The organism is Micromonospora violae (assembly GCF_004217135.1).
GTDB classification, from domain to species: Bacteria; Actinomycetota; Actinomycetes; order Mycobacteriales; family Micromonosporaceae; genus Micromonospora; species Micromonospora violae.
In genome coordinates, this window is the sequence record NZ_SHKK01000001.1 from 1166897 (window position 1) to 1192335 (window position 25439).

16 protein-coding genes and 2 pseudogenes are annotated in these 25439 nt (G+C 70.7%); 13 read left to right on the forward strand and 5 right to left on the reverse strand.

The annotated features are described in order from the left end of the window. Positions 1 to 220: 220 nt before the first annotated feature. Both EV382_RS05195 and EV382_RS05200 read left to right on the forward strand, forming a co-directional pair. On the forward strand, positions 221 to 2437 hold the full coding sequence (locus tag EV382_RS05195) for a WD40 repeat domain-containing protein (RefSeq protein ID WP_165435716.1): 2217 nt from the start codon (positions 221 to 223) through the stop codon (positions 2435 to 2437). A gap of 90 nt (positions 2438 to 2527) precedes the next feature. Continuing rightward, positions 2528 to 2725 (forward strand): annotated as a pseudogene (locus EV382_RS05200) (IS5 family transposase); the annotation flags it as partial. 92 nt (positions 2726 to 2817) lie between these two features. On the opposite strand, the gene EV382_RS05205 reads toward EV382_RS05200, so the two are convergent. The 4 genes from EV382_RS05205 to EV382_RS05220 all read right to left on the reverse strand — a co-directional run bounded on the left by EV382_RS05205 (position 2818) and on the right by EV382_RS05220 (position 4813). Next, positions 2818 to 3117 carry a hypothetical protein gene (locus EV382_RS05205; RefSeq protein ID WP_130400471.1) on the reverse strand — a complete coding sequence of 100 codons (300 nt, stop codon included), beginning with the start codon at positions 3115 to 3117 and terminating at the stop codon, positions 2818 to 2820. 134 nt (positions 3118 to 3251) lie between these two features. After that, positions 3252 to 3767, reverse strand: coding sequence for a hypothetical protein (locus EV382_RS05210; RefSeq protein WP_130400472.1), 516 nt, complete (start codon positions 3765 to 3767; stop codon positions 3252 to 3254). Between the two features lie 9 nt (positions 3768 to 3776). Beyond that, complete coding sequence (locus EV382_RS05215; protein ID WP_244236544.1) at positions 3777 to 3962, reverse strand: hypothetical protein; 186 nt, start codon at positions 3960 to 3962, stop codon at positions 3777 to 3779. Between the two features lie 17 nt (positions 3963 to 3979). Then, positions 3980 to 4813, reverse strand: a complete 834-nt coding sequence (locus tag EV382_RS05220) for an aminoglycoside adenylyltransferase domain-containing protein (protein WP_130400473.1) — start codon at positions 4811 to 4813, stop codon at positions 3980 to 3982. A 312-nt stretch (positions 4814 to 5125) separates the two neighbouring features. Here EV382_RS05220 and EV382_RS05225 point away from each other — a divergent pair, with 312 nt between their 5' ends. From EV382_RS05225 to EV382_RS05235, 3 genes are read left to right on the forward strand one after another with little or no spacing between them, the layout of a single operon-like run. Continuing rightward, the gene (locus EV382_RS05225; RefSeq protein WP_130400474.1) at positions 5126 to 6571 is read left to right on the forward strand and encodes a S8 family serine peptidase; all 1446 of its coding nucleotides are present in this window, start codon (positions 5126 to 5128) and stop codon (positions 6569 to 6571) included. Between the two features lie 33 nt (positions 6572 to 6604). Then, positions 6605 to 7198, forward strand: coding sequence for a hypothetical protein (locus tag EV382_RS05230; RefSeq protein WP_130400475.1), 594 nt, complete (start codon positions 6605 to 6607; stop codon positions 7196 to 7198). A 1-nt stretch (position 7199) separates the two neighbouring features. Further along, entirely contained in the window at positions 7200 to 8558 is a 1359-nt protein-coding gene (locus EV382_RS05235) for a WXG100 family type VII secretion target (protein WP_130400476.1), read from the forward strand. 132 nt (positions 8559 to 8690) lie between these two features. Here the strand turns inward: EV382_RS05235 and EV382_RS05240 are convergent, their stop codons facing one another. Continuing rightward, entirely contained in the window at positions 8691 to 9650 is a 960-nt protein-coding gene (locus EV382_RS05240) for an AraC family transcriptional regulator (protein ID WP_130400477.1), read from the reverse strand. A 103-nt stretch (positions 9651 to 9753) separates the two neighbouring features. Between EV382_RS05240 and EV382_RS32590 the strand changes: the two are divergent. The 8 genes and pseudogenes from EV382_RS32590 to EV382_RS05275 form a co-directional block, all read left to right on the forward strand. Beyond that, a pseudogene (locus EV382_RS32590) lies at positions 9754 to 9918 on the forward strand (NmrA family transcriptional regulator); the annotation flags it as partial. Next, complete coding sequence (locus tag EV382_RS05245; protein WP_130400478.1) at positions 9918 to 10421, forward strand: anthrone oxygenase family protein; 504 nt, start codon at positions 9918 to 9920, stop codon at positions 10419 to 10421. The pseudogene EV382_RS32590 and the gene EV382_RS05245, both read left to right, overlap by 1 nt. Positions 10422 to 10676: 255 nt before the next feature. Further along, complete coding sequence (locus tag EV382_RS05250; protein ID WP_130400479.1) at positions 10677 to 13352, forward strand: S8 family serine peptidase; 2676 nt, start codon at positions 10677 to 10679, stop codon at positions 13350 to 13352. An 84-nt stretch (positions 13353 to 13436) separates the two neighbouring features. Beyond that, on the forward strand, positions 13437 to 14357 hold the full coding sequence (locus EV382_RS05255; protein WP_244236545.1) for a DUF4132 domain-containing protein: 921 nt from the start codon (positions 13437 to 13439) through the stop codon (positions 14355 to 14357). After that, positions 14354 to 19090 (forward strand): hypothetical protein, encoded by a 4737-nt coding sequence (locus tag EV382_RS05260; protein ID WP_130400480.1) that lies wholly within the window; start codon positions 14354 to 14356, stop codon positions 19088 to 19090. Before EV382_RS05255 ends, EV382_RS05260 begins: the two co-directional genes overlap by 4 nt. Then, entirely contained in the window at positions 19087 to 20202 is a 1116-nt protein-coding gene (locus EV382_RS05265) for an AAA family ATPase (RefSeq protein WP_130400481.1), read from the forward strand. The genes EV382_RS05260 and EV382_RS05265 overlap by 4 nt, the downstream gene beginning before the upstream one ends. Continuing rightward, positions 20195 to 23641, forward strand: a complete 3447-nt coding sequence (locus EV382_RS05270) for a DUF5682 family protein (protein WP_244236546.1) — start codon at positions 20195 to 20197, stop codon at positions 23639 to 23641. Before EV382_RS05265 ends, EV382_RS05270 begins: the two co-directional genes overlap by 8 nt. Continuing rightward, positions 23638 to 25416, forward strand: coding sequence for a hypothetical protein (locus EV382_RS05275; RefSeq protein ID WP_130400483.1), 1779 nt, complete (start codon positions 23638 to 23640; stop codon positions 25414 to 25416). Before EV382_RS05270 ends, EV382_RS05275 begins: the two co-directional genes overlap by 4 nt. Positions 25417 to 25439 lie beyond the last annotated feature (23 nt).

A 25439-nucleotide genomic window follows, 5' to 3' on the forward strand; every position in this document is an offset into this window, starting at 1 on the left:
CCTGCCGTCCACCCTACGCGGTAGGTTCCCGAGCGAGCCGCTTTGGGTTGACCTGACCGCGGTCCGCGTCGGTGAGAAGTATTCGCTGCGTCAGGGCGAGTTCCGGGACGCGGTCGCCACGCTCGCCGCGCCCCTGCACGGTCGTAGCAAGGAGGACCTCGACAGCCAGGACATCCGCGAGCACCGCCGGTCCACCGTGGTGCGCCGTGTCACTCTTGTCGTGCTCGCGGTCTCTCTGGTCATCGCCGTGGTTGCGTTCGGATTCGCGTGGCAGCAGCGCAACGAGGCGTTGGAGCGGGCGCACGTCGCTGCCTCGCAGGCCATGGCGGCACGGTCGATCGAACTGGCTGAGCAGGACCCCCGCATCGCCGCCCAGTTGGCGCTGTATTCCCGCAGCGCCCAACCGACAAGCGAGTCCGCGCGGGCCCTCGCTGTCGCGGTGGACGCCAACCAGAACGTCGTCCGGCATCTGCGGGGCGGCTCCAACACTGTGGCCGGCTTTCAGGGGTCGGCAGGTGGGAATTCCACAGAGGTGGCCATCAGCCGCGACGGTGGAACTCTGGCCTACTACTCGCACTATGACTCGGACCAGGCCGTTCACATCTACGACATCCGTACGGGCATCGAGCGCAGGTTGGCCACCGGCGAGTATCCGCTGGGCGGAGGATTCATCGAGCTCAGCGCCGACGGTGGGCTGCTGGCGCTTGAGGTCTGGCCCAATCAGGTCGAAGTCTGGGATGTACGCGAGGCGACGAAGCTGCGCACCCTGAAGGCCGGCGATCCCTCGGAGCTCGCCAACGCTGACGACGGACTGTGGGCTGTCGCCTTTTCACCGAGCGGACGCTGGTTGGCCGCCACGTATCACACTTCCGGCAGCGACGACCGCCAACTGGCTGTCTGGGACGTGCAGACCGGTGCGCCTCTGAGTCAGGGCGTGAGCCGCGCCGAGCGGCTGACCTTCGACGCGAGGGAACGCCTACTTGCCTGGGACTCGGGTCGACTCCGGCGGTTTACCACCGACACCCGGGCGTGGGCGGTCATCGGCAAGCCCCATGCGGCCAAGGCTGGGGAGGAGGTGCGGGCACTCTTTCCCGACGGCCGTGCGCTGATCAGCACAGACTCCGCCGGTACGACTGAGCTGTGGGACCTGCTCGCGGCTCGGCGGCAGGGGATCAACCGCGACGGCGGCAGGTTGGAGGCGACACTGCCCACCGGCGACGCTTCGACGGTCGTGGGGTCGCTCGATCGTGAGGTCGCGATCTACGACACGGCTCTTCAGTCGCGGGTGACCCTCGGTTCGTTTGCCTGGCCCACATCCAGTCTCGCTGTCTCCGGTGACGGGCGTTGGGTCGCTGCCGGATCACTCGATGGTGCGGTGACTCTTTTCGACGCCGCCAAGGCACACACCGGAGAGGTCCTGCCGAGCAAGGTGCCGAAGGCGGGGGACCTGGTCCCGCACGGGCGACTCGCCCTGCGGGTGGTCGGATCGACCACCGAGGTGTGGGCCGCGACGGACGACGACAGCGGTCCGCGTCGGCTGGGGCTTCTCCCGGTGGAATTCGACCTGCGGGACGACGCTCTCGCCGTCAACACCGATGGAACCCGAGCGGTGTTCCTTGACAAGAGCGACCCGCCGATCACCGCAGAGATGTCGTTGTGGGATCTGCGTACTGGCGAGCAGATCGGCAGGAAAGAGACCTATCTCGGCTATGACGTGTCGTTCCAGGCTGAGGCCGGCATCCATTTCCTGGCTGACGGAGTCCACATCGTCGTGCTCGGGCGGGACGGCCCACTGCTCATCGACACACGCAGCTGGATGCGGCGCCAGATTGGGGCCGAGGGCAGCGGAGCCCACGCGGTGGCGATCAGTGACGACGGCGGAACGTTGGCACTCCTGAACATCAGGGCCACAGTCACCGTCTGGCGATGGGCCGGCGGTAACCTCGACAAGATCCGGGAAATCTCCTTCGAGTCGCACGGCGCCGAGTTCGGCGCGGACCTGACGGTCAGCCCCCGCGGCGACAAGGTCGCGCTCATCGATGGTGACGGCCGTCTGGTCATCGCCGACGTCGACAGCGGTGACGTGGTGAACGGGCTGGCGGGGAACGGGGGCGACCACGCTGTCTTCAGCAGGGACGCCCGCCTGCTTGTGCAACCCGACCGGGCCGGGCCGGTCGTCGTGCTCCGATTCTGGGACACCAGCAGCGCCGAATCCGCAGGCAGTTGGACGATCCGGCAGAGCAGAGATGCGCGGATGACACTGACGACCGGAGACCGCATCCTCGTTGTCGCCTCCGACGGATCGGTCACCGCATCGAACATGAATATCGACGCGTGGAAGAACCTGCTCTGCGGGCTCCTCGACGCTCCAAAACCCCCAGCGCCCTACGACCGCTACCTCAGTGGGCTGGACATCGACAAACCGTGTCGAAGTTAGGTCCACCGCTCCGACGGCCACCGGCCGCGTCCCGACCTGACTCGGCGACCTACACGGGGGACTCACGACGTTGTTTCGCCCGACCGTTGGAACGCCCACCGCGAGGCCAATCGCAGCAGCGGCGGACGCCCGCCCACGTTCGACCGAGACCTCTACCGGATGCGACGTGCCGTCGAGAACAGCATCGACAGGCTCAAGCGCCACCACGGCGTGACCACCCGCTACGACAAGTTGGCCGTCCGGTTCCAAGCCGCCCTGACCATCACCATCATCTGCGAATGGCTCTGACCGGCCTTATCAAGCACGCCATAGTCCCGCTTGGCGGATCCGTCCCCCTGATGTTTGTCGGCGGTCACGAGGTTCGGGTGAATTACGTCGGATCATCGATCATCACCGGGTCGGATGGCAATCAGGTTCGTCCCGTCGGTGGTCCTGGCGATGAGTTCCTTGAACCTGACCGGGTCGGCTTCGGCGATAGCGCGGGCCTGGGCGATTCTGCGGTGCAGGTTCGACGGGTAGAAGGACTCGTCCAGAATGAAGCCTCGAGCCAGCCATTCGCGTGTGGCGTTGTGGTCGCACTCGACGAAGGCGGTGAGACAGGCTGCGCGATACCACGCGCGAAGGTCGGCAACCTCATCATCTTCGGCTTGGCTAACCGTCGTGGGCTGTCTGCTGGTCACCGCCTCAGGCGACTCGTACACGAGCGTGGCCTGCGACCAGTACCAGGCGCGGACTGCGCAGACGCGTTGCCCCAGTGATCCAGAGGTGACGACCGAAATGAGGTACTCCTGCTCCGCCCAGAGATGCTGGCGAGTCACGCAGGGCCGAAGTTCCAGTGCGGTGGCAGGACGCCATCGCAGAGGGCACAGGCAAAGTCGCCGTCTCGCACGATGTTGCGTTCCCCGCAGGCTGTGCAACGTCTGAACGTCAGCGCGGCGGTGAAGCCGCCGGGATGCGGCATGCCAAGGCGATCAAGTGCTTCGGCGACTGCTGGCCAGCAGTCAGGGTCTGGGCAGTAGCCGGTCGACTGGTTGCTGACCGCCTGGACGGAGTATCCGATGTTGCTTGCGGCGAAGCTGATCTCTCCGGCGGCCAAGACGTCCTGCCCCGCAGCGCAGGCAACGTGTTCGCTCTGGCGAGGTGCCACGCGAAGCGTGCCGTGAAGGTCGACGACGAATGTGGCAGGCTCGGCGAGCCCAGTCGCGCGCTGATCATCGAACCAGGTATCCAGGGCACCTCGCGTGTCAGCGATGACCATGCCCACCGGGTCCACCTGCCGGGCCAAGATTTCTGCCGGTCCGACATACCGATACCGATTGAGCCGCGTCACGACACGAAGCTATCCACGCTGGCACCGACCGTCCATCGAGATCGGCACGCAGAGACCGTGCAGGTACGCGGTGATCCGGCCCGGGCCGCAGCCGACGTCGGCGACCGTCCCGTTTCCCTGGGCCCGCACCAACTCGGCGAAGAGCGCAAGGATGCCGCGCTGAAACGGTTCATCGGCGAGAGCATCGCGCCGCATGGCGGCGTAGCTGACCGCTACCGTGTCGTAGGAAGTCCGGGTGTCGTCGAGCCAACCGGGAGCGGCCTGGGCGTGACCGGGCGGCCCGTGCCGGCCTCTACGACGTACGCGGTGAAATCGGTCGTGTCCTGGAGTTGGGATGCCTGGTCGTCGTACTGGGGTTGTCCGCCTTCGCGTAGGCGCAGTGCTTCGCGAAGGACCCGGTGCCAGCGCTTGTCGTAGTAGGAGAGGCCCCAGCGGCCGGCGCCTGACTTGGTGGTCATCTCCCCGGTGACGATCAGGTGGTGCAGGCGGGCGACCCCGAGGACGATCCAGCAGCAGGCGTAGTCGAGCTCCGGCCGCGGCGCGTCGGCGGAGAAGGTCGCGAGCTGGTTGGTGCGGGTGCGCCAGTAGGTGTCGAGGTTGTTGACGGTGTACGCGTGGAGGACATGCGTGTCGGTCCAGACGTCGAGGGTCGACAGCTCCGGGCCGGTGATCGTGACGCCGTGGCGGGCCAACTCGTGCCAGGCGACGAGTGGGTCCAGTTGCCCAACTCGGAACTCGCGGTGCAGCACCACAGGCACCGGTGGCAGGTTTCTCGGATCGGAGGCCAGGTCGGAGACGAGGACGTGCATCCCGTCGAAGTCGATCGGGGCGTACGCCGCCATCTGCTCGTGCGCCTGCCGCAGTTGCTCCACCTCGCCGTCGGTCGGCCGGTGGATGAGGGTGGCGACGAAGTCCACGTCCGACTGCCCCTCGATCCACTCGCCGAACCCGGTGCCACCGGTCAGGTAGAGGCCGGTCACCAGCCCCTTCGGAGCCAGCGAGAGGAAGTGGTGGCACAGGTCCTGGACGGCCCCCGGGAGATTCACGGGGTGACCCTACTCGCCGAGTTCGACGCCGAAAGCCGTCCGCCGGCTCGCGGAGTGACACATGATTGCCGGAGCCAACCGCGCCGACCCCACGGTCACGGTCACACAGGGTGGCGAGACCTTGACGCGTTGCGCTAGCGTCTCACCTGCAACGAGGTCGGGCTGGTTCGCGCCGTGCAACGACGTCTCCACCGAGATGAGCAACGCCAACCACGGTGCAGGGCTGAGGAAATCGGACGTGCGGCTTCGGTCCGGTTCGAGCCGGACCGAAGCCGCCACGCTTAGCGAAGTCGTCAAGGTTCGGAGAGTGCCGTGCGTACGGGTAAGGGTCGCCGATCGGTGCTGAAGTTCGCCGTCGCCGTGTGGATGGTCGGTGCGATGGTCGGAACCGGGGTGGTGGGCGTGCCAGCTCCGGCGTCGGCGGCTGACACGGTACGCGGCCTGCAGTGGTATCTCGATGCGCTGAAGATCCCGAAGGCCCATGAGATCACCAAGGGGCGTGGGGTGACGATCGCCGTCATCGACAGCGGCGTCGACGCGACGCATCCGGCGCTCGCCGGGCAACTGGCTGGCCGCCCCGGTGCTGCTCCGGAGGGATCTCCGCAGGGCTGGGTCGACCGGGACAAGGAGGCGGGGCACGGCACGTCGATGGCTGGCCTGATCGTCGGGCGGGGTGGCGACCGGAACCGGCAGCTCGGGATCGCGCCGGAGGCGAAGGTCCTGCCGATCGCGCTGAGCGGCAGTGGGGGCAACGGCTACGACGGTGAGGTGGCACGCGACATCCGTTGGGCCGCCGATGCCGGAGCCGACGTGATCAGCCTGTCCATCGGCTTCGAGCAGCCCGCGAGCGTCCGGATCGTCGAGGCGGTCCAGTACGCCCTGAGCAGGAACGTCGTACTCGTCGCGGCGACCGGCGCGGGCGGTCGGACGGTCAACTCCCCGGCCAACACACCCGGCGTGATTGCGGTCAATTCGACAACCAGATCGGGGGGCCTCGCCCGATCCTCCGTCGCCGGCCCTGAGGTGGTCCTCGCCGCCCCAGGCGACGAAATCATCGCTCCGGTGCCGACGGTGGTGCAGGACAACGGTTACGCGGTTGCCTCGGGCACTAGTCAGGCGACCGCCATCCTCGCGGGTGTGGTCGCGCTGGTGCGGTCACGCTACCCGGACCTGGACGCGGCGAACGTGATCAATCGCCTGATCCGGACGGCCCGGGACGTGGGGGCGCCGGGACGGGATCCGGAGTATGGCTTCGGCGCGGTGGACGCGCTCGCCGCGCTGCAGCGGCCGGTGCCGGCCGTAGAGGGCAACCCGCTGCTGGCGGCCGGCGCGCAGCCGGGTGCAGCCACGGCCGCCCCGAAGGGCGAGCAGACCGAAGGGCCGGCGGTCGCCATCAAGGTTAAGAACAAGACCGGCCTCATGGTCGTCGGCGTACTGTGCCTGGCCGTGGTCGTCGGCGCGGTGGTGCTGACCGTAGTCGTCGCCCGCCGCCGGCGCCGTCGCACTCCGCCGCCGTTCGGACCCGAACCGGGCGGAACGCTGGTGGGTGGTCCAGGGTTCCCGCCGCCGGGGTACGTGCCGCCGCCCGGCTACGGCCCACCGGGAGGTTCGCCGCCCTCGTCGTCGGATTTCGCGCAGCATCCTCATCCACATCAGCCCAGGCCGCAGCCCGTACCTCCGTTCCCTCCGCCCGCGTCGCTACCGGGGCAGCCCGGGACCGCGCCGCCCCAGGGCTCGGGCGGCCCGCACCAGCGCTGACACACCACCGACCGATCAACGGGGAGGACGGAGATGAGCGACGAGGGTGACAGCCCGCCGCAGGTGGAGGGCTGGATGCGGGTGCCGCCCGGTGTCGCCGACGCGATGCCAACGGGCAGCCCGTTGCGGCCCATTGCCACGGTGGCTGCGCACGGGCCGGCCGTGGGGTTCCGTCAGGATGACGTCCGCGCCAGCGCAGGATCAGCACCGTCGCAGCTCGTGGGCGGGCCCGGTCGGCGCGACGTCACCGAGTGGGAGGCGGACCGTCTGGAAGCGGCCGCCGACAACATCGAACGGTACGCGAGCTACCTACGCCGGCTCGCCGTCGACATGGAGGAAATCAAGGACCTGCTCGGCGGCGACGCGGCGCTGGCCAGCCCGGGCGGTGCGCTGGGTGGTTTTCCCAAAGGGCTGAGCCTGGCCGCCGCTCACCACGGTTTACACCGGACAACCTCGGAGTCGCTGACGACGCTCTCCGACGACATGTACCGGGCGGCCGATGCGCTGCGCGGGGTGAAGCGGAAGTACGACACCGCCGAGGACGCGAACAAGATGTCAGCGCAGGAGATGCAGCGGAACTTGATGGCCGGGGACCCGGATCCGAGCACGAGCGCGAGAGGCGCCTGACGTGGGCGCTCTGAGCTGGGAGGACATGGCGCGGCAGGTGCTGGTCGCAGGCCGGCCGGCCGACGTCGCCAGCGCTGCGTTGGGCTGGCAGGCGCTGCTGGGCAACATCGACGAGGTGAAGCGGCTGGTCGACGCCGACGTCCACGACCTCGGCGAGAGCTGGAAGGGCCCGGCGTACGACGCGTTCCGCACGCACATGGAAGGGCTGACCACGCAAGCCGGGGCGATCGTGGACGGTGCCCGGGAGGCGGGTGGCGGTCAGCACAGCATCGTGACCGTGTTGCAGACCGCCGCGCAGGATCTGGAGCGCGCGCAGAACGCGATGCCGGTCCCGCAGGGGTGCGTGGGTGACCTGGCGGCGGCCCGCAATGGTGCCATTGTCATCGAGACGGGGTTGTTCGAGGCGAGCATCCGGGCCGACTTCGCGGGTAGTTGGCCGATGGAGAAGCTCGGCCAGCTCAACGACTGGGTCGGCGAATTCTTCAACAACAACACCGAGGACGCGCGCAGAGCCTACGACCAGGTCAGCAGCGACTACGCAGCCCGGGAGCGGGAGACCCCCGGAGGCACTCTGTCGGAGCATCGCAGAGACAGCGGCCCGAGCGCCGTGGACCTGCAAGGTCCGCCAGGCACTGGCGGTGCCAGTGACGCAGCCGGCCTCGGCGCAGGGCCCTCAACCGGCGGCCTCGGCGGTGGGCGTTCCCCGGAAACCAGTCACACTGGCGCCGGCGGGGCAGGCGTCGGCTCGGGCGCCCACCCGGACCTCTCCTCTGGCACCGGCGGCTACGACGGCAACACCCCAACCGGCAGCGGCGCGTCCTCGGGCGTCGGCAACGACTTCGGTGACGGCGCTCTGGCCGGCGAGTACAGCAGCGGCTTGGCCGGCGCGGGCGCAGGTACGGGAACCCTCACCGGCGGGAACTCCGGGTTCGGTGCCGGCGGGGGCCTGCCCAACGCGACCGGCCCGGGTGCCGGGGGCGGCGGCCTTGGCGGCACGGCAGGCATGGGCGGGGCCGGCGGCCCCATTCCGGGCGGTGGTTCCCTGGGCCGCCCGGTCAGCCTCGGCATGCCCCCGATGATGGGCGGCGCGGCTGGTACCGGCGGTGCCGGGCGCGGTGCCAATCGTCCGTCCAGCAGGGGCGGCGCGGCGATGACGCCCGGCATGGTCGGCGCGGGTGGCCGGGGTGGGTCCGGCAGCTCGGGCCCCCGTGCGGGCGGCGGTGGCGTCCGGGGCGGCCTGACTGGGACGAACAGCGGGGCCGGTGACGGCAACGAAGAGTCCCAACACGGCACCTGGCTAAGGGAAGACGACGATGTATGGGGCGCGGACGACGACGGCACGGACGGCGTGTTGCGCTGAGGCTGGCAATCGACCGGCGCTATCCGCGCGTTGACGGCTGGCCGAGCAGTTTGGCGTGCATGACGAGGCGTCGTGGAACTCGAACCGGCAGGTATCGGCGGGGAGCGGAGCCCACGGCCAGCCTCGGCACGGTCATCCCACTGGGGTGAGGTCAGGCGACCCGACGGCCTGCCGGTGTTCGGTCGGGCTGAGACCACGTACCCGTTTGAACGCCGCGCTGAGGGCGAATGAACTGCTGTAGCCGACCTGGCGGGCCACCGCGCCGACGGTGGCGTCCGGTTCGCGCAACAGGTCGGCGGCCAGCGCGAGCCGCCAGTTGGTGAGGTACGCCATCGGAGGCTCGCCGACCAGTTCGGTGAACCGGCGGGCCAGCACTGCCCGCGAGGTACCGGTGCCGGCCGCGAGGGCGGCCACCGTCCAGGGCTTTGCCGGGTGGTCATGCAGCAGTCGCAACGCCCTGCCGACCACCGGATCGCCGTGTGCTCGGTACCAGGCGGGCGTCGCCGCCTCCGGCCGGGAGAACCAGGCCCGAAGCACGGCGATGAGCAGTAGGTCGAGCAGCCGGTCCAGGACCACATCCTGCCCCGGCTCGTCCTTGGTCATCTCGTCGCTCAGCAACGGGATGAGCGGGCTGTCCAGTGCTCCGGCCGGCAGCACCAGGAGATGGGGCAGGACCCTCAGCAGCCGTTGGCTGACCTCGCCCTCCAACTGGTATGTGCCACTGAGCAGCACCGCCATCCCGTCAGCGCGTTCGCCCCAAGTCCGGATACCCAGGTCCATCACTTGGCACAACTCGTCCCCGGTGGGCGTGGTGCTGTGCTCACCGGGATGGATCACCGCCCGCGGCGCCGTGGCCGGGTCGTCGGCGATCGTGTACGGCTCCGGGCCACGGATGATCGAGACATCGCCGGGGCGTAGCGGCACCGGAGCACCCTGATCTGGGACCACCCACGCCGTGCCGCGCAGCATGGTGACCAGGGTGAGGGGCGCGTGATCCTGGATCCGTACCGACCAGGGCGGGTCGAACACCGACCGCATCAGGAACGCACCGCGCGCCCTCGGCCCGTCCAGCAGCCCCGCGAGCGCATCCATGCGCTCAGGTTAGCCCTGTGACGGGGTCGGTCGAGACGCCGGGACATGCGATCGAGAGTCTCGCCCATTCCCGGTGTGCTCGCCCTCGACTTGACTGGTTGGCATGACGAAGACCGTTGATGAGCAGCCCATCCTCGTACTGGGCGGCACTGACATGACCGGCCGCCGGGTGGTGGACCGGCTCACCAAACTCGACCGGCCGGTCCGGGTCGGCTCCCACTCCGGCGAGCCGCCGTTCGACTGGCAGGACTCCGGGGTGACCTGGGCATGAACGCCACCCTGGCTGCCTGGTCGGCGGCGGTGACCCTGGTGGTGACGGGTGCGATCACCGGTGTCTACTACGCCTTTTCGGTGGCGGTGATGCCCGGCCTGAACGCCGCCGACGCTGGCACCGCGATCCGGGCCATGACGAGCATCAACCAGAGGATCCAGAATCCGCTGTTCTTCGTCACGTTCTTCGGCCCGCTCGTCGCCGCCACGGTGACCGGTGTGTTCCTGCTGATCCTCGGGAGGTGGTCGGCGGGTGTGCTGTTCCTGGTGGCCGCGGGGGTGTACCTGGTGGGCGCGTTCATTCCGACGGTGGTCGTCAACGTGCCGATGAACGAGACGCTCGACGCCGCAGGCGTGCCGACCGATCCTGCGGCGGTGGTCCGGGTGTGGGCTTCCTATTCGTCCGCCTGGACGTGGTGGAACTCGGTACGCGCCGGTGCCAGCCTGATCAGCCTGTTGCTGGCTGGTCTCGGGGTTTACCTCTCGGGCACGTCCCGATGACGTCGCCGCCTCCAGTCCGGGCAGGGTGGCCAGTTCCGGGCGGCCGGCGAGGAGGCGGGCCGACTCGGCTTCGCGTCGTGCGAAGACTTTTGTTGCTGAGGCAAAAAATCGACGTTCATCTCTGGCGTCGAGAGTGGTCGTGCGTTCATGATGTTGGCGGTACGGCTGCCCGGAGATCCGCCCATCCCCTGTCGGATGACGTGCTCGACAGGGCCGGCCGGTCCCGGGCACGTCGCCTTCGACAGGGAGGTACCCATGACACCGACGGGACCACGCAGGCCCGCCCTGCTCAGGTCCGGCATCGTGGCCGCAGCAACCGTGCTGGCTCTTGGTGCGAGCACCGCGCCCACAATGGCCGCCCCGGCCGAAGGTGACATCCGCGCCGCGGGCGGCCCGACCGCCGTGGCCGGCTCCTACATCGTCGTGTTGCGGGACTCCGCCGTCAGATCCACCGCCGTGGACACCACAGCCCGTGACCTCACCGCACAGCAGGGCGGCGGCGTCGGCCGGGTCTACCGGCACGCCCTGCGCGGCTTCGAGGCCCGGCTCTCCGAGCGCGGCGCCCGCCGCCTCGCCGCCCATCCGGCCGTCGCCTCTGTGACGCAAGACCACACGATGTCCGTTGCCGGCGTGCAGAGCCCGACACCGTCCTGGGGCCTGGACCGGATCGACCAGCGCGCGTTGCCGCTGGACAACTCGTTCACCTATCCTCGCGTGTCACCGGGCGTGCGGGCGTACGTCATCGACTCCGGAATCAATCTGACCCACACCGAGTTCGCCGGGCGGGCGGTGTCCGGCTGGGACTTCACCGACAACGACGCCAACGCCGCTGACTGTCGGGGGCACGGTACCCACGTCGCCGGCACGGTCGGCGGCACCACCTACGGGGTGGCCAAGAACGTGCAGTTGGTGGCCGTACGCGTCTTCGACTGCGACGGCCGCGGCACCGCCTCGAATGTTCTTGCCGGGGTCGACTGGGTGACCGGCGACCATGACCCTGGTGAGTTGGCCGTGGCGAACATGAGCCTCGGCGGCCCGTCGTACGCGCCCATGGTCGACGCCGTGCGGCGGTCGATCGCGGACGGCGTCACCTACGTGGTGGCCGCGGGCAACGAGAGCGCCGCCGACGCGTGTTCCTACACCCCGGCCTCCGTCCACGAGGCGATCACCGTCGCCGCCACCGATGCCACCGACGCCCGCGCATCGTTTTCCAACATCGGTACGTGCGTGGACCTGTTCGCGCCGGGCGTCGACATCACCTCGGCCTACGTCGGCAACAACACCGAAACCCGCACCGCCTCCGGAACCTCGATGGCCACCCCGCATGTCACCGGGGCGGCGGCGTTGATCCTGGCCGACAACCCCACCTACACCCCGACGCAGGTGACCCAGGAACTCCTGGCCGACGCCACCCCCGGCGTGGTGACCGATCCGGGCGTCGGCTCACCAAACCGGCTGCTCCACGTCGACGCCACCACGCCGGCCAACGACTTCGCACTGACCGCCACCCCCGCCAGCGGCACCGTCACCGCCGGCAACACCATCTCCACCACCATCGCCGCAACCGTCACGAACGGCGCGGCCCAACCGGTCTCCCTGGTGGCCCACGGCCTACCCGACGGCGCCGTCGCCACATTCCAGCCCGCGAGCGTCTCCTCCAACGACAGCACCACCCTGACCATCAACACAACGTCGACAACCATGGCCGGCGATTACACCATCACAGTGATCGGCACCGGGACCGGTGCGACCCGCGCGACGGCATTCCAGCTACACGTCAACGACCGGGCCGGCTGCGTCGGCTCGAACGGCACCGACACGGCGATAACCGAGAGCACGAGCGCTCTGGTCCCCATCACGATCACCGACTGTCCCGGCGCCGCCGCTGGCAACAGCACCATCGAGCTGCACATCGACCATTCCGGCATCGGAGACCTCGACATCCGGCTGATCTCACCCGCCGGCACCTGGTATTACCTGCTGGACCGCACCGGCGGCAACAGCGACGACATCGACTACACCTTCACCCACGACCTGTCGTCGGAGACCGCGAACGGCACCTGGACGCTGTGGCTCAACGACCTTCTGCACTCGGGCACCGGGTTTCTCGACTCGTGGCGGATCAACCTCGCGGGCGCCGACCTGCCGGCACCAGCGTGCGGTGGCCGCACCACCACCAACCTACGGATACCGGCCGCCGGCACGGTCGAATCGTCAATCAGCGTGGCCGACTGCGGCCTGGTGCCGTCGACCAGGAGCTACATCGAGCCCAACATCCGCCACCAGTACGGCCGAGACCTCCGAGTCTCCCTCATCGCGCCGGACGGGCAGGCAGTCCTGCTCAAGGACGCCTACGTGGGGTCGTACCGAGCAAACGTCCGCGAAACCTTCATCACCGATCTGTCAAGCAAGCCCACAGTCGGCACCTGGAAACTGCGGGTCGAGAACGTCGCCAACTATGAAGGCACGTTCGAAGGCTGGAAGCTGACCCTCGACGGCGGCACCACACCATCCCCCACCACGCCGCCTCCGACGACGCCTCCCCCCACCACGCCCCCTCCGGCGACGCCTCCCCCCACCACGCCACCGCCCACCACGCCCCCTCCGACGACGCCTCCCCCCGGCGGGAGCCCCGCCTGCACCGCCGTCTACTCCGTGCAGGACCAGTGGACCGGTGGGTTCGTCGCCAACGTCAATGTCACCGCAGGAGCCGCCGCGCTGACCGGCTGGCGGGTGACCCTCAACCTGCCCGGCGGCGCCTCGGTGACCTCGCTCTGGAACGGTGTCACCAGCGGCACCAGCGGGACCATCACCGTCGCGAACCAGAGCTACAACGGACGGCTGGCCGCAGGTCAGACTGCCAGTTTCGGATTCCAGGGCACCGGAAACGGCAACGGCGCCACCGTCACCTGCACCGGAAGCTTGAGCTGAGCGGTCTCGGAGTACCGGCACACGTACACATGCCGGCGAGGTCCTGCCGCACCCATCGGGGCACGATGATCTCGAATGTCGGTCGTGGATGGCAGAATCCCGCTCACTGCGCGGCGGGAGGAGATCAACATGGGCTGGCTGGCGGCCGGTGCCGACTACGAGGTGAGCCTGGAACGCGGGAAGGTGATCGCGCGTAACCGCCAGGGCAGGCTGCTCAAAGGCCTGCCGAAGGCGTTGCGTGACACCGACATGGTCGTCGGCTTGCGACAGCTCTCGGAGTGGCTGAAGCGGCACGAGGTTTCCTGCCGGCAGGAGGTTGAGCAGTGGATGGTGCGGTCGCTGCCCGTGCCGACCACCGTGATCTGCGAGGTGTGGGCAGACGAGGCATGGCGTACGTCCCTGCGTGATCTGGTCGTCGTGCCGATCGACGGTGCGGGGCGATGGGACACCGACCGCGCGGGGCTGCTGCGTGACGCGGACCCCGACAAGGGCCTCGGTGTGGTGGACCTGGACGGCGAGAGCGGCCGGCTCACCGCCGTGCAGGTCGTCCTGCCGCACCCGGTTCGTCTGCCTGATCTGGCAGATCTGCGGGAGTTCGCGGCGGACCTGGGGGTGCGGCAGGAGACGTTGCAGTTGTTCCGCGAGGTGTGGGCGCTGCCCGAGTCACTCGACGAGCGGCGGCGCGACCTGCTCCGATACGCCGGGGGCCGCTACAAGGAGTTGCGCCACGTGCAGGCGCGGGCGACGTCGGCGGGCTACCGCGTGCAGGGCGGCGCCGCGTCCGTGCGGGTGTGGGAGGACGGCGTCCCGGTGGTCGCGTCGGTGTGGATCGGCGAGGGCGATCCACTGTACGAAACCGAGACCGGCCCGCTCTATTTCACCGGTCCGGAGGGGGAGGCGGTGGCGTTGGCGGCTGTAGGGCCGGTGGTGTGGTCGGAAGGAATGCGGATGGCGGCGAATCTTCACGCCGGACGGGTTGTGGACGAGGACGGTGAGCGGGCGTGAGTGAGACGCTGTTGGAGGCGGGGGCGATCCTGCCTGGTGGTGAGGCGCGGACCGGGCGTGATGTGGTGGCCGCGCGTCGCTACACCCATCCGGCGCTCACCGGTCGGACCGTCGTCCGTCTGGCTGGGGCGGCCCTCGGCGAGGCCGAGGATCTGTCGATGGAGTTCCTCGGCTTCAGCCGTACCGCCGAACCGACGCCGGTGGGCACGGCCCGGCGGCAGTCGCTCGGGTTTCCGGCCTGGGCGTTGATCAATGATCCGGCGAATGGTCGGCACGCGCTGGCGATGGTCAAGGACATGGCCAGGCTTGCGCGAAGCGCCGCTTCCAAACCGGGTAACGCCCGCGATGGTTATCAGCAGCTTGCTGCCCGACTGGGTGCGGCGGCACCGCATTTCCTACCGACGTTCTGGGAGGAGGCCGGGCGGGCGTTCCGCGCCGCCGACAATCCCCGGATGGCCGGCGGCTGCTTCGCCGAGGCCCGGCGCGCCGAGCAGGTGCACGGGCTGCCGGTGGACGAGGAGCGGTTGCGGGAGGTGCATCTGGAGTTCGCCTTCGCGGGTGCGCTGACGGCGAAGATGCTGACCGAGTACTCCCGCTCGGTCGCGGCTCGGCGGCCGGCGCCCGAGGCGTACGAGCTGGTACGGACCCTGGCCATTCGTCGCGTCGCCGGCGGGCTGCCGCCGTATGCCGGGATGGCCGAGGACCTGCGGCGGCTGGCGAAGGCGGCCGGCGTGGACGTCGAGGAGCAGGCCGAGGCGGTGATCCGGGAGCTGCTGGCGTTCCCCGCGATGACCCGCTCGAGCGAGGCCGTGTGGAAGGCGTACCGCAAACCCCTGCTGCGGCTGGCCAAGCGTGACCCGGCGGTGCGCGCGCGGTTGGCGGAGATCCTCCCCGAGCCGCCCGGCTGGTCCACCGACGTCACCGACTTCTGGCTGGAGCTGCTGGACGCGGCGGGCACACTCGATCTGCTGCGTGACGAGGCGGCGACGGTGTCCGCGGCGCGGTGGCTGGAGCGGCTGATGGCGCTGCGGGAACGACGCAGCCGGCGTCGTTGTGAGCGGCTCATCCGCGTCGTCGCGGACCTGGCGCCGCGGCTGCGGGCGGAGGGCCGGCCGCTGACGTTGTGGACGACCTTCGCTCACCGGGCCGACCTGGACGTTCTCGACGTGTGTCTCGCGGGTGGGGTACCGGTGGTGATCGACACCGACAGCGGTGCGTTCAACGTGTCTCCCTGGGTGCACGACGTCGGCCCCGGCCGGCGGGACCTACGCGCCGTCGCCGCCGACCCCGGGTGTCGGGTGCTGCTGGCACGGGGGGCCGCCGACGCCCTGTCGGAGCTGCACAACAGGCAGGGGTCGGGGCCACTGCCGGCGCGGTTGGTCACCGAGACGCTGGGCGTGGCCGGCCTGCGGGAGGTGCTGGCCGAGCTGCTCGTCGAACGGGCTGCCCGGGTGCGGGAGGGCACCGTGATCGGCCTGGACGAGGCGCTGTCCCAGCTCGCGGCCGTGTGGTCGCCCGCCGGTGTGGCGCTGGCACCGGACGCGTTCACCGCGATGGCGAAGGTCGACGTGCCTGGGGTGCTCGCCCGGTCACTGCGGGCCGGTCTGGTGGCGGAGCTGTCCTGGCCGGCCTACGAGCAGGTGGCCGAGGACAAGCTCGGTCGACGCTTCGGCGACGCTTGGCCGCAGTTGGTGGTGCACGACAACCGGACCGCACATGTCGTCGACGTCGACGACGACGTTCCGATCAGTGAACACATCTTCCGGTTTCCGCCCTCGGACAGCCCGTACACGCGCAACTCCCACGCCGACGCCACCTGCCGCCTGGTCAACGGGCAGCTTCTGGTCACCTGGTACAGCACCGGCGGCCGGCTCGTCGGCTACTGGTCGGCGGCCCCGGATGAGCTGATCGACCCCGGCCAACCGACCGGCCACGCCCCGTGGGGCCGCCGGTCGCTGCCGATGCCGTTGCCCGATGGTGCGATGACCACGGGCAGTCGGCCCTGGCACGCCGGGGACACCCGCAGTCCGGCCGCGACATTTCCGGTCGCTGGTGACGGCGTCTCGTTCTGGCGGTGCGAACAGCCCGCCGACCCGATGACCAATGAGCGGCGCTGGCGGGAGTACGACCCGGCGACGGGCGAGGGCGGCCGATACAGCCTGCCCGCGTTCTTTGCCGCCGACCTGCCCCCGGGTGCGACCCTCCTCGCTGACCTGTGCGAGTTGCGGCCGGCACCGGCACAGTTCGCCTCGTCGCCACTCGGCTGGCGCGACGGGCTGGTCGGGTGGCGGGTGACCCGCCTGCCGGACGGAACGCAGGTGGGGGAGGGGATCGACGGTCGGCGGGTGTCCTGGCACTCGAGCGCGGTCCGGGTCAGCCGCAACCCGTTCCACAGCGACGCGCTGGTCGCCGGCCTCCGGCTACCGGGCAGCGACGTCGTGCTACCGGTGACCGGGCGACCCCATCACCGGGCCGAGTTGGAGCTGACCGTGTGGAGCGCCGACGGCCGAGACCCGGTGGACCGGTGCGGACCAACCCAGTACCTTCCGCCGCTGGCCTGGTGGCACGCACTGGCCCCGCGCGATGCGTCGGGCTCGGCCCGACTGCGGCGGCTCGACGCCACCGATGCGGCCCGACTGATGGCGATCGACGACACCGTCACGAAGTCCACCGAGATCAACGCGGTGGCGCTGGCCCTCGTCACCGAAGTGCTGACGGAGGTGACCGACCCGGTGCTGCGTACCGCCGTGGCGGAGAAGGTGGTGCGCGCGGTACGGCTGCGCCGGCGGTTGGAAGGTGTGCCGCAGCTGTTGGCGGCCGAACCGGTCGACGAAACCACTGTCGACGCCGTCGCCGACGATCTGCTGCGCACCGCCTGGTCCGGGCTGTTGCCGGCGTCACGGTTCACCTACTACAGCGGCAGTGCCCAGACGCGGCGGGAGATCCTTCGCCAGATCGGCGCGGTCGCCGATCTCCTCACGGCCGGGACGGTCGAGGACGTACCGCAGGCCAGCCCAACATGGGTGGACGCGCTCGGCGGGCTCGGCGCCCTGGCCGTCCGCGCCGCCGCGCCGGTCACCAGTGAGCAGGAGCGCTCAGCGCTGGCCCAGTTGCTGTCCACCCTGGCCGGCACCGTTCTGGCCGACCCGGCACAGGCGGTGCGGGTGCTCACCGCGACCTGGGACGAGGCGCCCCCGGAGAACCAGCGGGTCATCCAGCGCGACGGTGCCCAGGTCACGGTGCTGCTGCCAGAACATGGCACCACCTGGTACGCCGGGCGAGGCAAGCAGTGGCGGCGCACGGCCGTGCAGTTGTCCCCGAACGGGCAGTTCACCCCGCCGTCCGGTGCCACCGTCGAGGCGGAGACCGTCGCGGCCGGCTGGCGGGGCGCTGATCGCATCAAAGCGTTCTGCCGGCTGCTCACCGAGCAGGGCCCGGCCCCGTGGCGCGCGGAAGGCGTCGACGACCTGGTACAACGCACGGGCATGACGCGAGCCGAGGCCGCCCTGCTGCTGGCGGGTCTTCCCGGCATCGATGACTGGCAGGCGAACTTCCTCACCGCCGACCAGCGGCGCATCCTCGGGGTGACCAGCACCCAGGCGCGTACCGCCCGCGACGCGTTGAAGTCTCTGTCGTACGGGCAACGGATCGCGCTGGTGGACGCGACGATGCCGAAGGATCCGGCCGATCTGTGGCGCAACGGCCCGGACGTGGACCGTCTCGCAACGGCCTGGCTGGCACTGCGTGGCACCCGCGTCGTCATCGGCGAGCAACTGCTTGCCGACGCCACCCGGATCCTGCCCACGAACCGAGCGGCCGACATCCTGCAGACGATCGCCGACCCGGCACCCGGAAGCTGGCTGACCACCGATGGGGAGAGCCAGCCCGGCGACTGGGGCCGACTGGAGACCACCGCCACCGGCGGAACCCCGTTCGACGGCGCGCACCTGTACGAGTGCACGGTGGCGCTGCTGTGGCTGGCCTACCAGCTGCCGTGGGGCGACCCGATGCGCGACGCTCTGCCCCGGGCGTTGGAGCTGCTGCGGCAGCGGTTGCGTAACCCGCAGCTGCTGATCGGGGGCGGACGACACGAGGTGAACGAGCCACCCCAGGTGGGACCGGCGCTCGTGGTCGGGCACACCTTCGGGGACATAGTCACGCACCACCTCGCCCCGGCCCGCCTCAGCGGACCGCAGGACCCGGCGATCAGTTGCATCTCCAGCCCGGTCGCGGACGCGCTGCGGCTGGTGCTCTCACCGGACATCGCCGCCACACTGTCCAGCCCGGACGGGGCCAGCGGCGAACACCGCGACCCCCGGGTCGGCGCACCCGACCTGGTCGACACGGTCGCCGCTCACACCGGCCTCGACCGGGACTCGGCCGGCTACTACCTGCAGCTGCTCGCCCTGCCGAACCCCACCGATGTCAACGTGCGGGCCTGGAACGCATGGAAGTCCGCCGGCCTCAGGCACGCCCAGGCGGCGCTGCTCGACTCCGGACTGGTGGTGGCAGGCAAGCGGGAACGGGCCGGCCGCGGCGTCTTCCTGCCCGGCGGCTGGCTCGCGGCGAAGAACCCCAACCCGCCCATGGAGAGCTGGAAGCAGCCGCTGTACCTGTTCCTCAACGGGTTGACCCTGGTCAACCGCGCGACGCCGGAGCTGTTCCGCGCCGCGTGGGACCGCGTCAGCGCCGGTGACAAACCCCGCTACCTCGACCTGCAGGAGAAGGCGTGAACGCCCGACAGATCGACCCGCCGGAGCACCTGTACGCCGACGAGCTGGCGTTCCTGGCTGCCGCCGACCGTGGCCCCCGCCCGCCCGGTTGGAAGCTGACCCCCCAGGCGGTGGTCACGTTCATCGCCGGTTCCGCCGGCCGTCCCGTGCAGGGCCCCGACGGTCGTCAGGTCACCATCGCGGCGAAGTTCGTGGGGGAGCGGGCCCTGGTCGAGCGGTGTGTCGTGACCCTGGCCGGAGAACGGGGCCTGCTGCTCGTCGGCGAACCGGGCACCGCCAAGTCGATGCTGTCCGAGTTGCTCGCCGCCGCCGTGTGCGGCACAAGTGCCCTGGCCGTGCAGGGTACGGCCGGCACGACCGAGGAACAGCTGCGCTACGGCTGGAACTACGCGCTCCTGCTGGCCAAGGGGCCGTCCCGGGAGGCACTGGTGCCCTCGCCGGTGCTCACCGCGATGACCACCGGTGCCGTCGCCCGGGTCGAGGAAATCACCCGCTGCCTGCCCGAGGTGCAGGACGCGCTGGTGTCGATCCTGTCCGACCGTCGGTTGGTCCTGCCCGAACTCCCCGACGACTCCGTCGCCTACGCGGCTCCCGGCTTCTGCGTCATCGCCACGGCCAACCTGCGGGACCGGGGCGTATCCGAGATGTCCGCGGCGCTGAAACGGCGGTTCAACTTCGAGGTGGTGCCTCCGATCGCCGACTTCGACGCCGAGGTCGCCCTCGTCACCCGGCAGGCCCGCGCCACCGTGGAACGGGTCGGCGCCGCGTACACGGTGGACGAGGCGGTGCTGGAGACCCTGGTGACCGCCTTCCGCGACCTGCGCACCGGCAGCACCGTCGAGGGCTGGGAGGTGGAACGTCCGTCCTCGGTCATGAGCACCGCCGAGGCGGTCGCCGTCGCCGCGTCGATTGGCCTGTCCACCGCGTACCTGCCCGGCCCGGACCCGTTGTCGCTGCTGCCCGGGCACCTGGTGGGTGTCGTACGCAAGGACGACCCGGCCGACCATGCGCGGCTGTTGGCGTACTGGGACGGCGCCCTGCGCCGCCGCGCCGAGGCCGGCGGCCGGATGTGGCGGCAGCTCTGGGAACAGCGGGACGTCCTGCGTGACTGACGACAGCACAGCTGAGGACCCGCGCGCCGCCGTCGCGCGTCTGAGCGACACCGGCCGGGTCACCCTGATCGGAGTGCGGCATCACTCGCCGGTGCTCGCCGCGGCGATCCCCGCCCTGCTGGACACGGCAGCCCCGGACGCGGTGCTGGTCGAGTTGCCCACCGACATGCAGCCGTGGCTGACCTGGTTGGCGCACCCCGACACCCACGCGCCGGTCGCCCTGGCCGCCGCCAGCGGTGACGAGGGCGGACCGCTCGCCTTCTACCCGTTCGCCGATTTCTCCCCGGAGCTCGCCGCGCTGCGGTGGGCGCAACGGCGCGGCGTGCCGGCCCACTGCTGCGATCTTCCGCTGAGCGACCCGGCGTGGCAGGAGCGCTCGGCAGCCGTCGGACCGCGGATCAGCGGGTACGTCGACAACGTGCGAGCCACCCTGACCGGTCGGAGCGGAGACGACCTGTGGGACCGCTGGGTCGAGGCGGCGGCTCCCGGCTCGCCGCCCGAGGCGGTACGCCGGTCGGCGCTGGCCGTCGGCTGGGCGCTTCGCACCGATGCCGCCGACGGCATCGACGTCCTCGATCAGCGGCGCGAGGCGTGGATGCGGCAGCAGATCGCGGCGACCCCCGGCCGTGTCGCCGTCGTCGTCGGCGCCTTCCACGCCCCCGCCCTGACCACACCGGAACACCCCGCACCCACCACACCACCGACACCGGATGCCGAGGCGCCACCACCTACCCCGATCATCTCCCTGGTGCCGTACTCGTTCGACCTGCTCGATGCGCGGTCCGGCTATCCCGCCGGGATCCGTGACCCTCGCTGGCAGCAGGCTGTCCACGATGCTCACGCCGACCCCCGCACGCTGGCCGCCCACCTGCGCGGTTTCGCCGTCGAGATCACCCGGCACCTGCGAGAGCAGGGACACCCCACGGGACCGGCGGAGGCCGCCGAGATCACCCGGCTCGCCCACGATCTGGCCCGACTGCGGAACCTGCCCGCCGCCGGACGCGGTGAACTCGTCGAAGCGTTGCAGTCCGTCCTCGCCCAGGGCGAACCGGCCGGCCGAGGCCGAGCGGTCGCCGCCGCGATGCAGCACACCCTGATCGGGCAGCGCCGCGGTCACCCCTGCCCGGACACACCCGTCTGCGGGCTGACTCCCGCGACGACGGCCCTGCTGCGCGAGCTGCGCCTTCCCGGCCCCGGTGATCCGCCCCGCACCGTTCGGCTTGATCCACTGCGTACCCCACTCGACCGGCGACGAGAGGCCGCCCTGCAGCGACTGCTCGCCTGCCAGGTGCCCTACGCCGAGCCCGCCGAGCCCCCCACGGCCGACACCCTCACCACCCGCTGGCGGCTGCACTGGCAGCCCGGCACCGACGCCGGGCTGGCCGCCGCCAGCCCACACGGTGTCACCCTCGCCCAGGCCGCCGCCGGCATGCTGAGCACCCGGCGTCGCCGAGAGGTGACCAACGGCGGCCCCACCGCCGCTCAAGTTGTCGCCGGGCTCGCCCGCGCCGCTGCCTGCGGCCTACCCGACGCCGTCGACGTCCGCCTCGCCGACCTGCACACCGCCGTGACCGGCACCGCCACCCTCGCCGACCTCGCCACCGCGAGCCAACTGCTCCAGCGGCTGCACCGGGGGCACATCCCCGCCACCCCGTCACCACCGGCCGGCCTCGACGAGCACCTGACGCACCTGCACGCCGCGGCAGTCCGCGCCATTGACGGGCTCGCCGGATCCACCGACCCCGGGGACGCCCGCGCGCTGCTCGACCTTGTCCGGCACGCCGACGACAGCGGCCACCTGCTGCGCCTCGGCCACGCCGTCCGCCGCCTCGCCCGCGACGGATCACCACTGATGCGGGGTGCGGCCCACGCCGTCGAGGTACTGCTCGGCATCGCCGCCCCCCACGCGTTCGGCGTGGTGCTGGCGTCCTGGACCGAGATGCCGGCCGCAGAATGCACCGACCGGCTCCGCGGAGCGCTCAGCCTCGCCGGCGCCCTGCTCGAAGCCGGTGGGGACACGCTGGCCCCGCTGCTGAAGACCATCGACGGCTGGGACGACGACCAGTTCATCCGCCGGCTGCCAGCGCTGCGCGGCGGCTTCGACGCGTTGAGCCCCGCCGACCGGGACCGCGTGCTGGACACCGTCCGTCACCGCATCGGTGACGTCGACGCGACGGTGAGCGTCGCACCGAACCTGCTCGCCGACTGGCTCGCCGTCGACCAGTCGGGACGGCAGGCCCTGACCGCCCTCGGACTGCCGCCGGGCAGAGACGACCACACCGCCGAGACGTCGGCTCCACCACCGCCCCCGACGGAACCCCGCCCGGCTCACCGAGCGCACACGCTGCCCGCCGCGCAGCGTTGGCGGCTGCTGCTCGGTCGCCGCCCCGACGACCTGCCACCGCACGCCCGCCGACTCGCCACCGCACTCGACGAGCTGTACGGCAGCGGCAGGGGAGAGGGCTCCCACACCGCAGTCGGACCTAACGGTGGACGGCAACCCGCATACCCGCAGGTGCGGGAGTGGGCCGACGACCTCGAAGCGCTGTTCGGCGCCGCCGTACGCGACGAGGTGCTCGCCCGTGCCGCCGAACGCGGACGTGCCGACGCCCTGCTCACCATCGCACCCGAAGACGTCCGGCCCTCGGTGGAACTGCTGCACACCGTCCTGGCGTTGGCCGGCGGGCTTCCCGAGGCGCGGCTCAACCGACTGCGACCACTCGTCGCCAGGCTCGTCACCGAGCTTACCGAGCAGTTGGCCCGACAGATCCGACCGGCACTGACCGGGCTCGCCACACCACGACGTACCCGCCGACCCACCGGGCGCCTCGACCTCGGCGCCACCGTGCACGCCAACCTGCACACCGCACACCTCGACTCCCACGGCGCCGCGCAGATCCGCCCCGAACGGTTCGTCTTCCGCAGCCGCGGTCGACGCAGCGTCGACTGGCAGGTCATCCTCCTCGTTGACGTATCCGGGTCGATGGAACCGTCCACGATCTGGGCGGCGCTGACCGCGTCCGTCCTGGCCGGCGTGCCGGCCCTACGAACCCACTTCGTCACCTTCTCCACCGAGGTCGTCGACCTCACCGACCGGGTCGCCGACCCGCTCAGCCTCCTGTTGGAAATCAGCGTCGGCGGTGGCACCCACATCGCCGCCGCCCTGGGCTACGCCCGGCAACTCGTCACCACGCCCAGCCGCAGTCTCGTCGTGCTCGTCAGCGACTTCGAGGAGGGACATCCCATCGGGGGGCTACTGGCCGCCGTCCGGGCACTCGCCGACGACGGTGTGACCCTTCTCGGCTGCGCCAGCCTCGACGACCGAGGTCAACCCCGCTACAGCACCGCCGTCGCCGGGCAACTCGTGGCCGCCGGGATGCCCGTCGCCGCGCTGAGCCCCACCGAACTGGCCCGCTGGATCGGAGACCAGGTCCGATGACCCTGCCCGCCGTCGCACCACACGTTGTCGCCGACGCCGTCGCCGCCCTTCCCGCCCGGCTGCGGTCCAAGCTCGACCAGGCTCTCGAGAAGCACCCGACCTGGACCATCACCACGGCCGACTCTGGCGCGACGATCACCATCGACGACCACGTCACCGTCACCCTCACCACCCCGGTCGACACCGCCGAACGAGCCGCCTGCAACTGCCTGCTCGCACCACGCTGCCTGCACCGGGCGGCGGTGCTCAGCGCCGCCCCCGTCCTGACCACGCACCCCCACCACCCGGCCGCCGCCGGATCGGACGGGGCCACCGCCGAGGTCGTCGTGACCAGCGAAGCCGACCCGCCCGATCCCGCCGCACCGTCCGCCACCGCCGACGAGAAGGCCGCCGCCGCCCAGGTGCGCGACGTCGTTGCGCAGATCCTCGAACACGGGGTGGCCGGCGCCGGCGCGGTCACCCAGGCGGATCTGCTCCGCGCCATCCACCAGGCACGCGCCATCGGGCTGCCCCGGCTGGCGACAGCCGCGACCAGAGTGGTCGAACAACTCCGCGCAGCCCGCCGGAGCACCCCCGGGTTCCGGTTGGCCGACCTCACCGAAGATCTGCGCGAGGCACTTCTCGTCTCTCACCTTCTGAGCGAAGGTATCGGCGACCAGCGAGCCGCCCGGGGAACGAGCCGGCGCGGCTACGGCCCGGTCGGCGATCTGCACCTGTACGGGCTGTGCACCGAGCCGCTGCGCACCACCACCGGACACGTTGGCGCGATCAGCTACCTGACCGATGGTGATTCGACCATCTGGAGCCTGGCGCAGGCACGCCCCGGCGATGGCGACACGGCCCGCAACGCCGCTCAGGCAAGCGTGAACCTCGGCGACGTGACGATCAGCCACCGCGAGTTGGACGGTGCCGGGATCATCGTCATCAACGCCCATGCGTCCGTCGACCGGCGCCTCAGCCACGGCAGGGCAGTGCAGGCCGTACGAACCACGGGCCGCACCTGGCACGAGGAACCAGCCGACGCCCTCTGGCGGCAACCGATTCCCGAACAGGCCGCCCGCTGGCTGAACGCCTTCCAAGTCGCCCAACACGAGCGGCCCGCCGGTCACGACCTCGCCTTCCTCGACGGCGTCCTCGCCGCCGACCAGCGGGGCCTACTCCTGCGGACGGCGCAACTGCCTGGCCCGGTCATCGTCCTCGCTCCCCACGATGATCCGGTGCTCCCGTACGTCGCGAACCTGCGACTGCTCGCCGCCCACGCCACCGGCCTGCCGGTACGGATGATCGGACGGTTCCACGGACCCCGCCAGGTCCACGGTCTCGCCGTTGCCGGGCCCTGGCTGCCCGACCGCTTCGGCGGACACGTCAACCTTGGCGTCGACCAGCTACAGCGCGCCGACCTACCCGGCGCCGAAACCACGGAGCCTCTCGGTAACGATCAACCTCAACCGCCGCTGCATCTCCTCACCCACCACCTGCAACGAGTGGTCGCCGCCGGCCGCGCTGTCCTGGTGCCGGACGTCGACCGGGACACGCAGACGCTCCTGGACGCCCAACTGCCGACAGCCGCGTCCGTGCTGCGCGAACTACGGCGCGCGGGCCACCGACGTAGCCGCGACGCGTTCGGCCGCTTGCACCAGCAGGACTCCACAGCCCTCGCGGTGGCCTGGCTGACCGCTGCGGCCTACCAGTACGCCGCAGCGACAGCCGTGACCGCAGACTCATGGCAAGCCAACCGGGGTCGCGAGGTAGACGACAATGCCACCACCGTTTAGGCAGGCTGAGCAGCCACACCGTT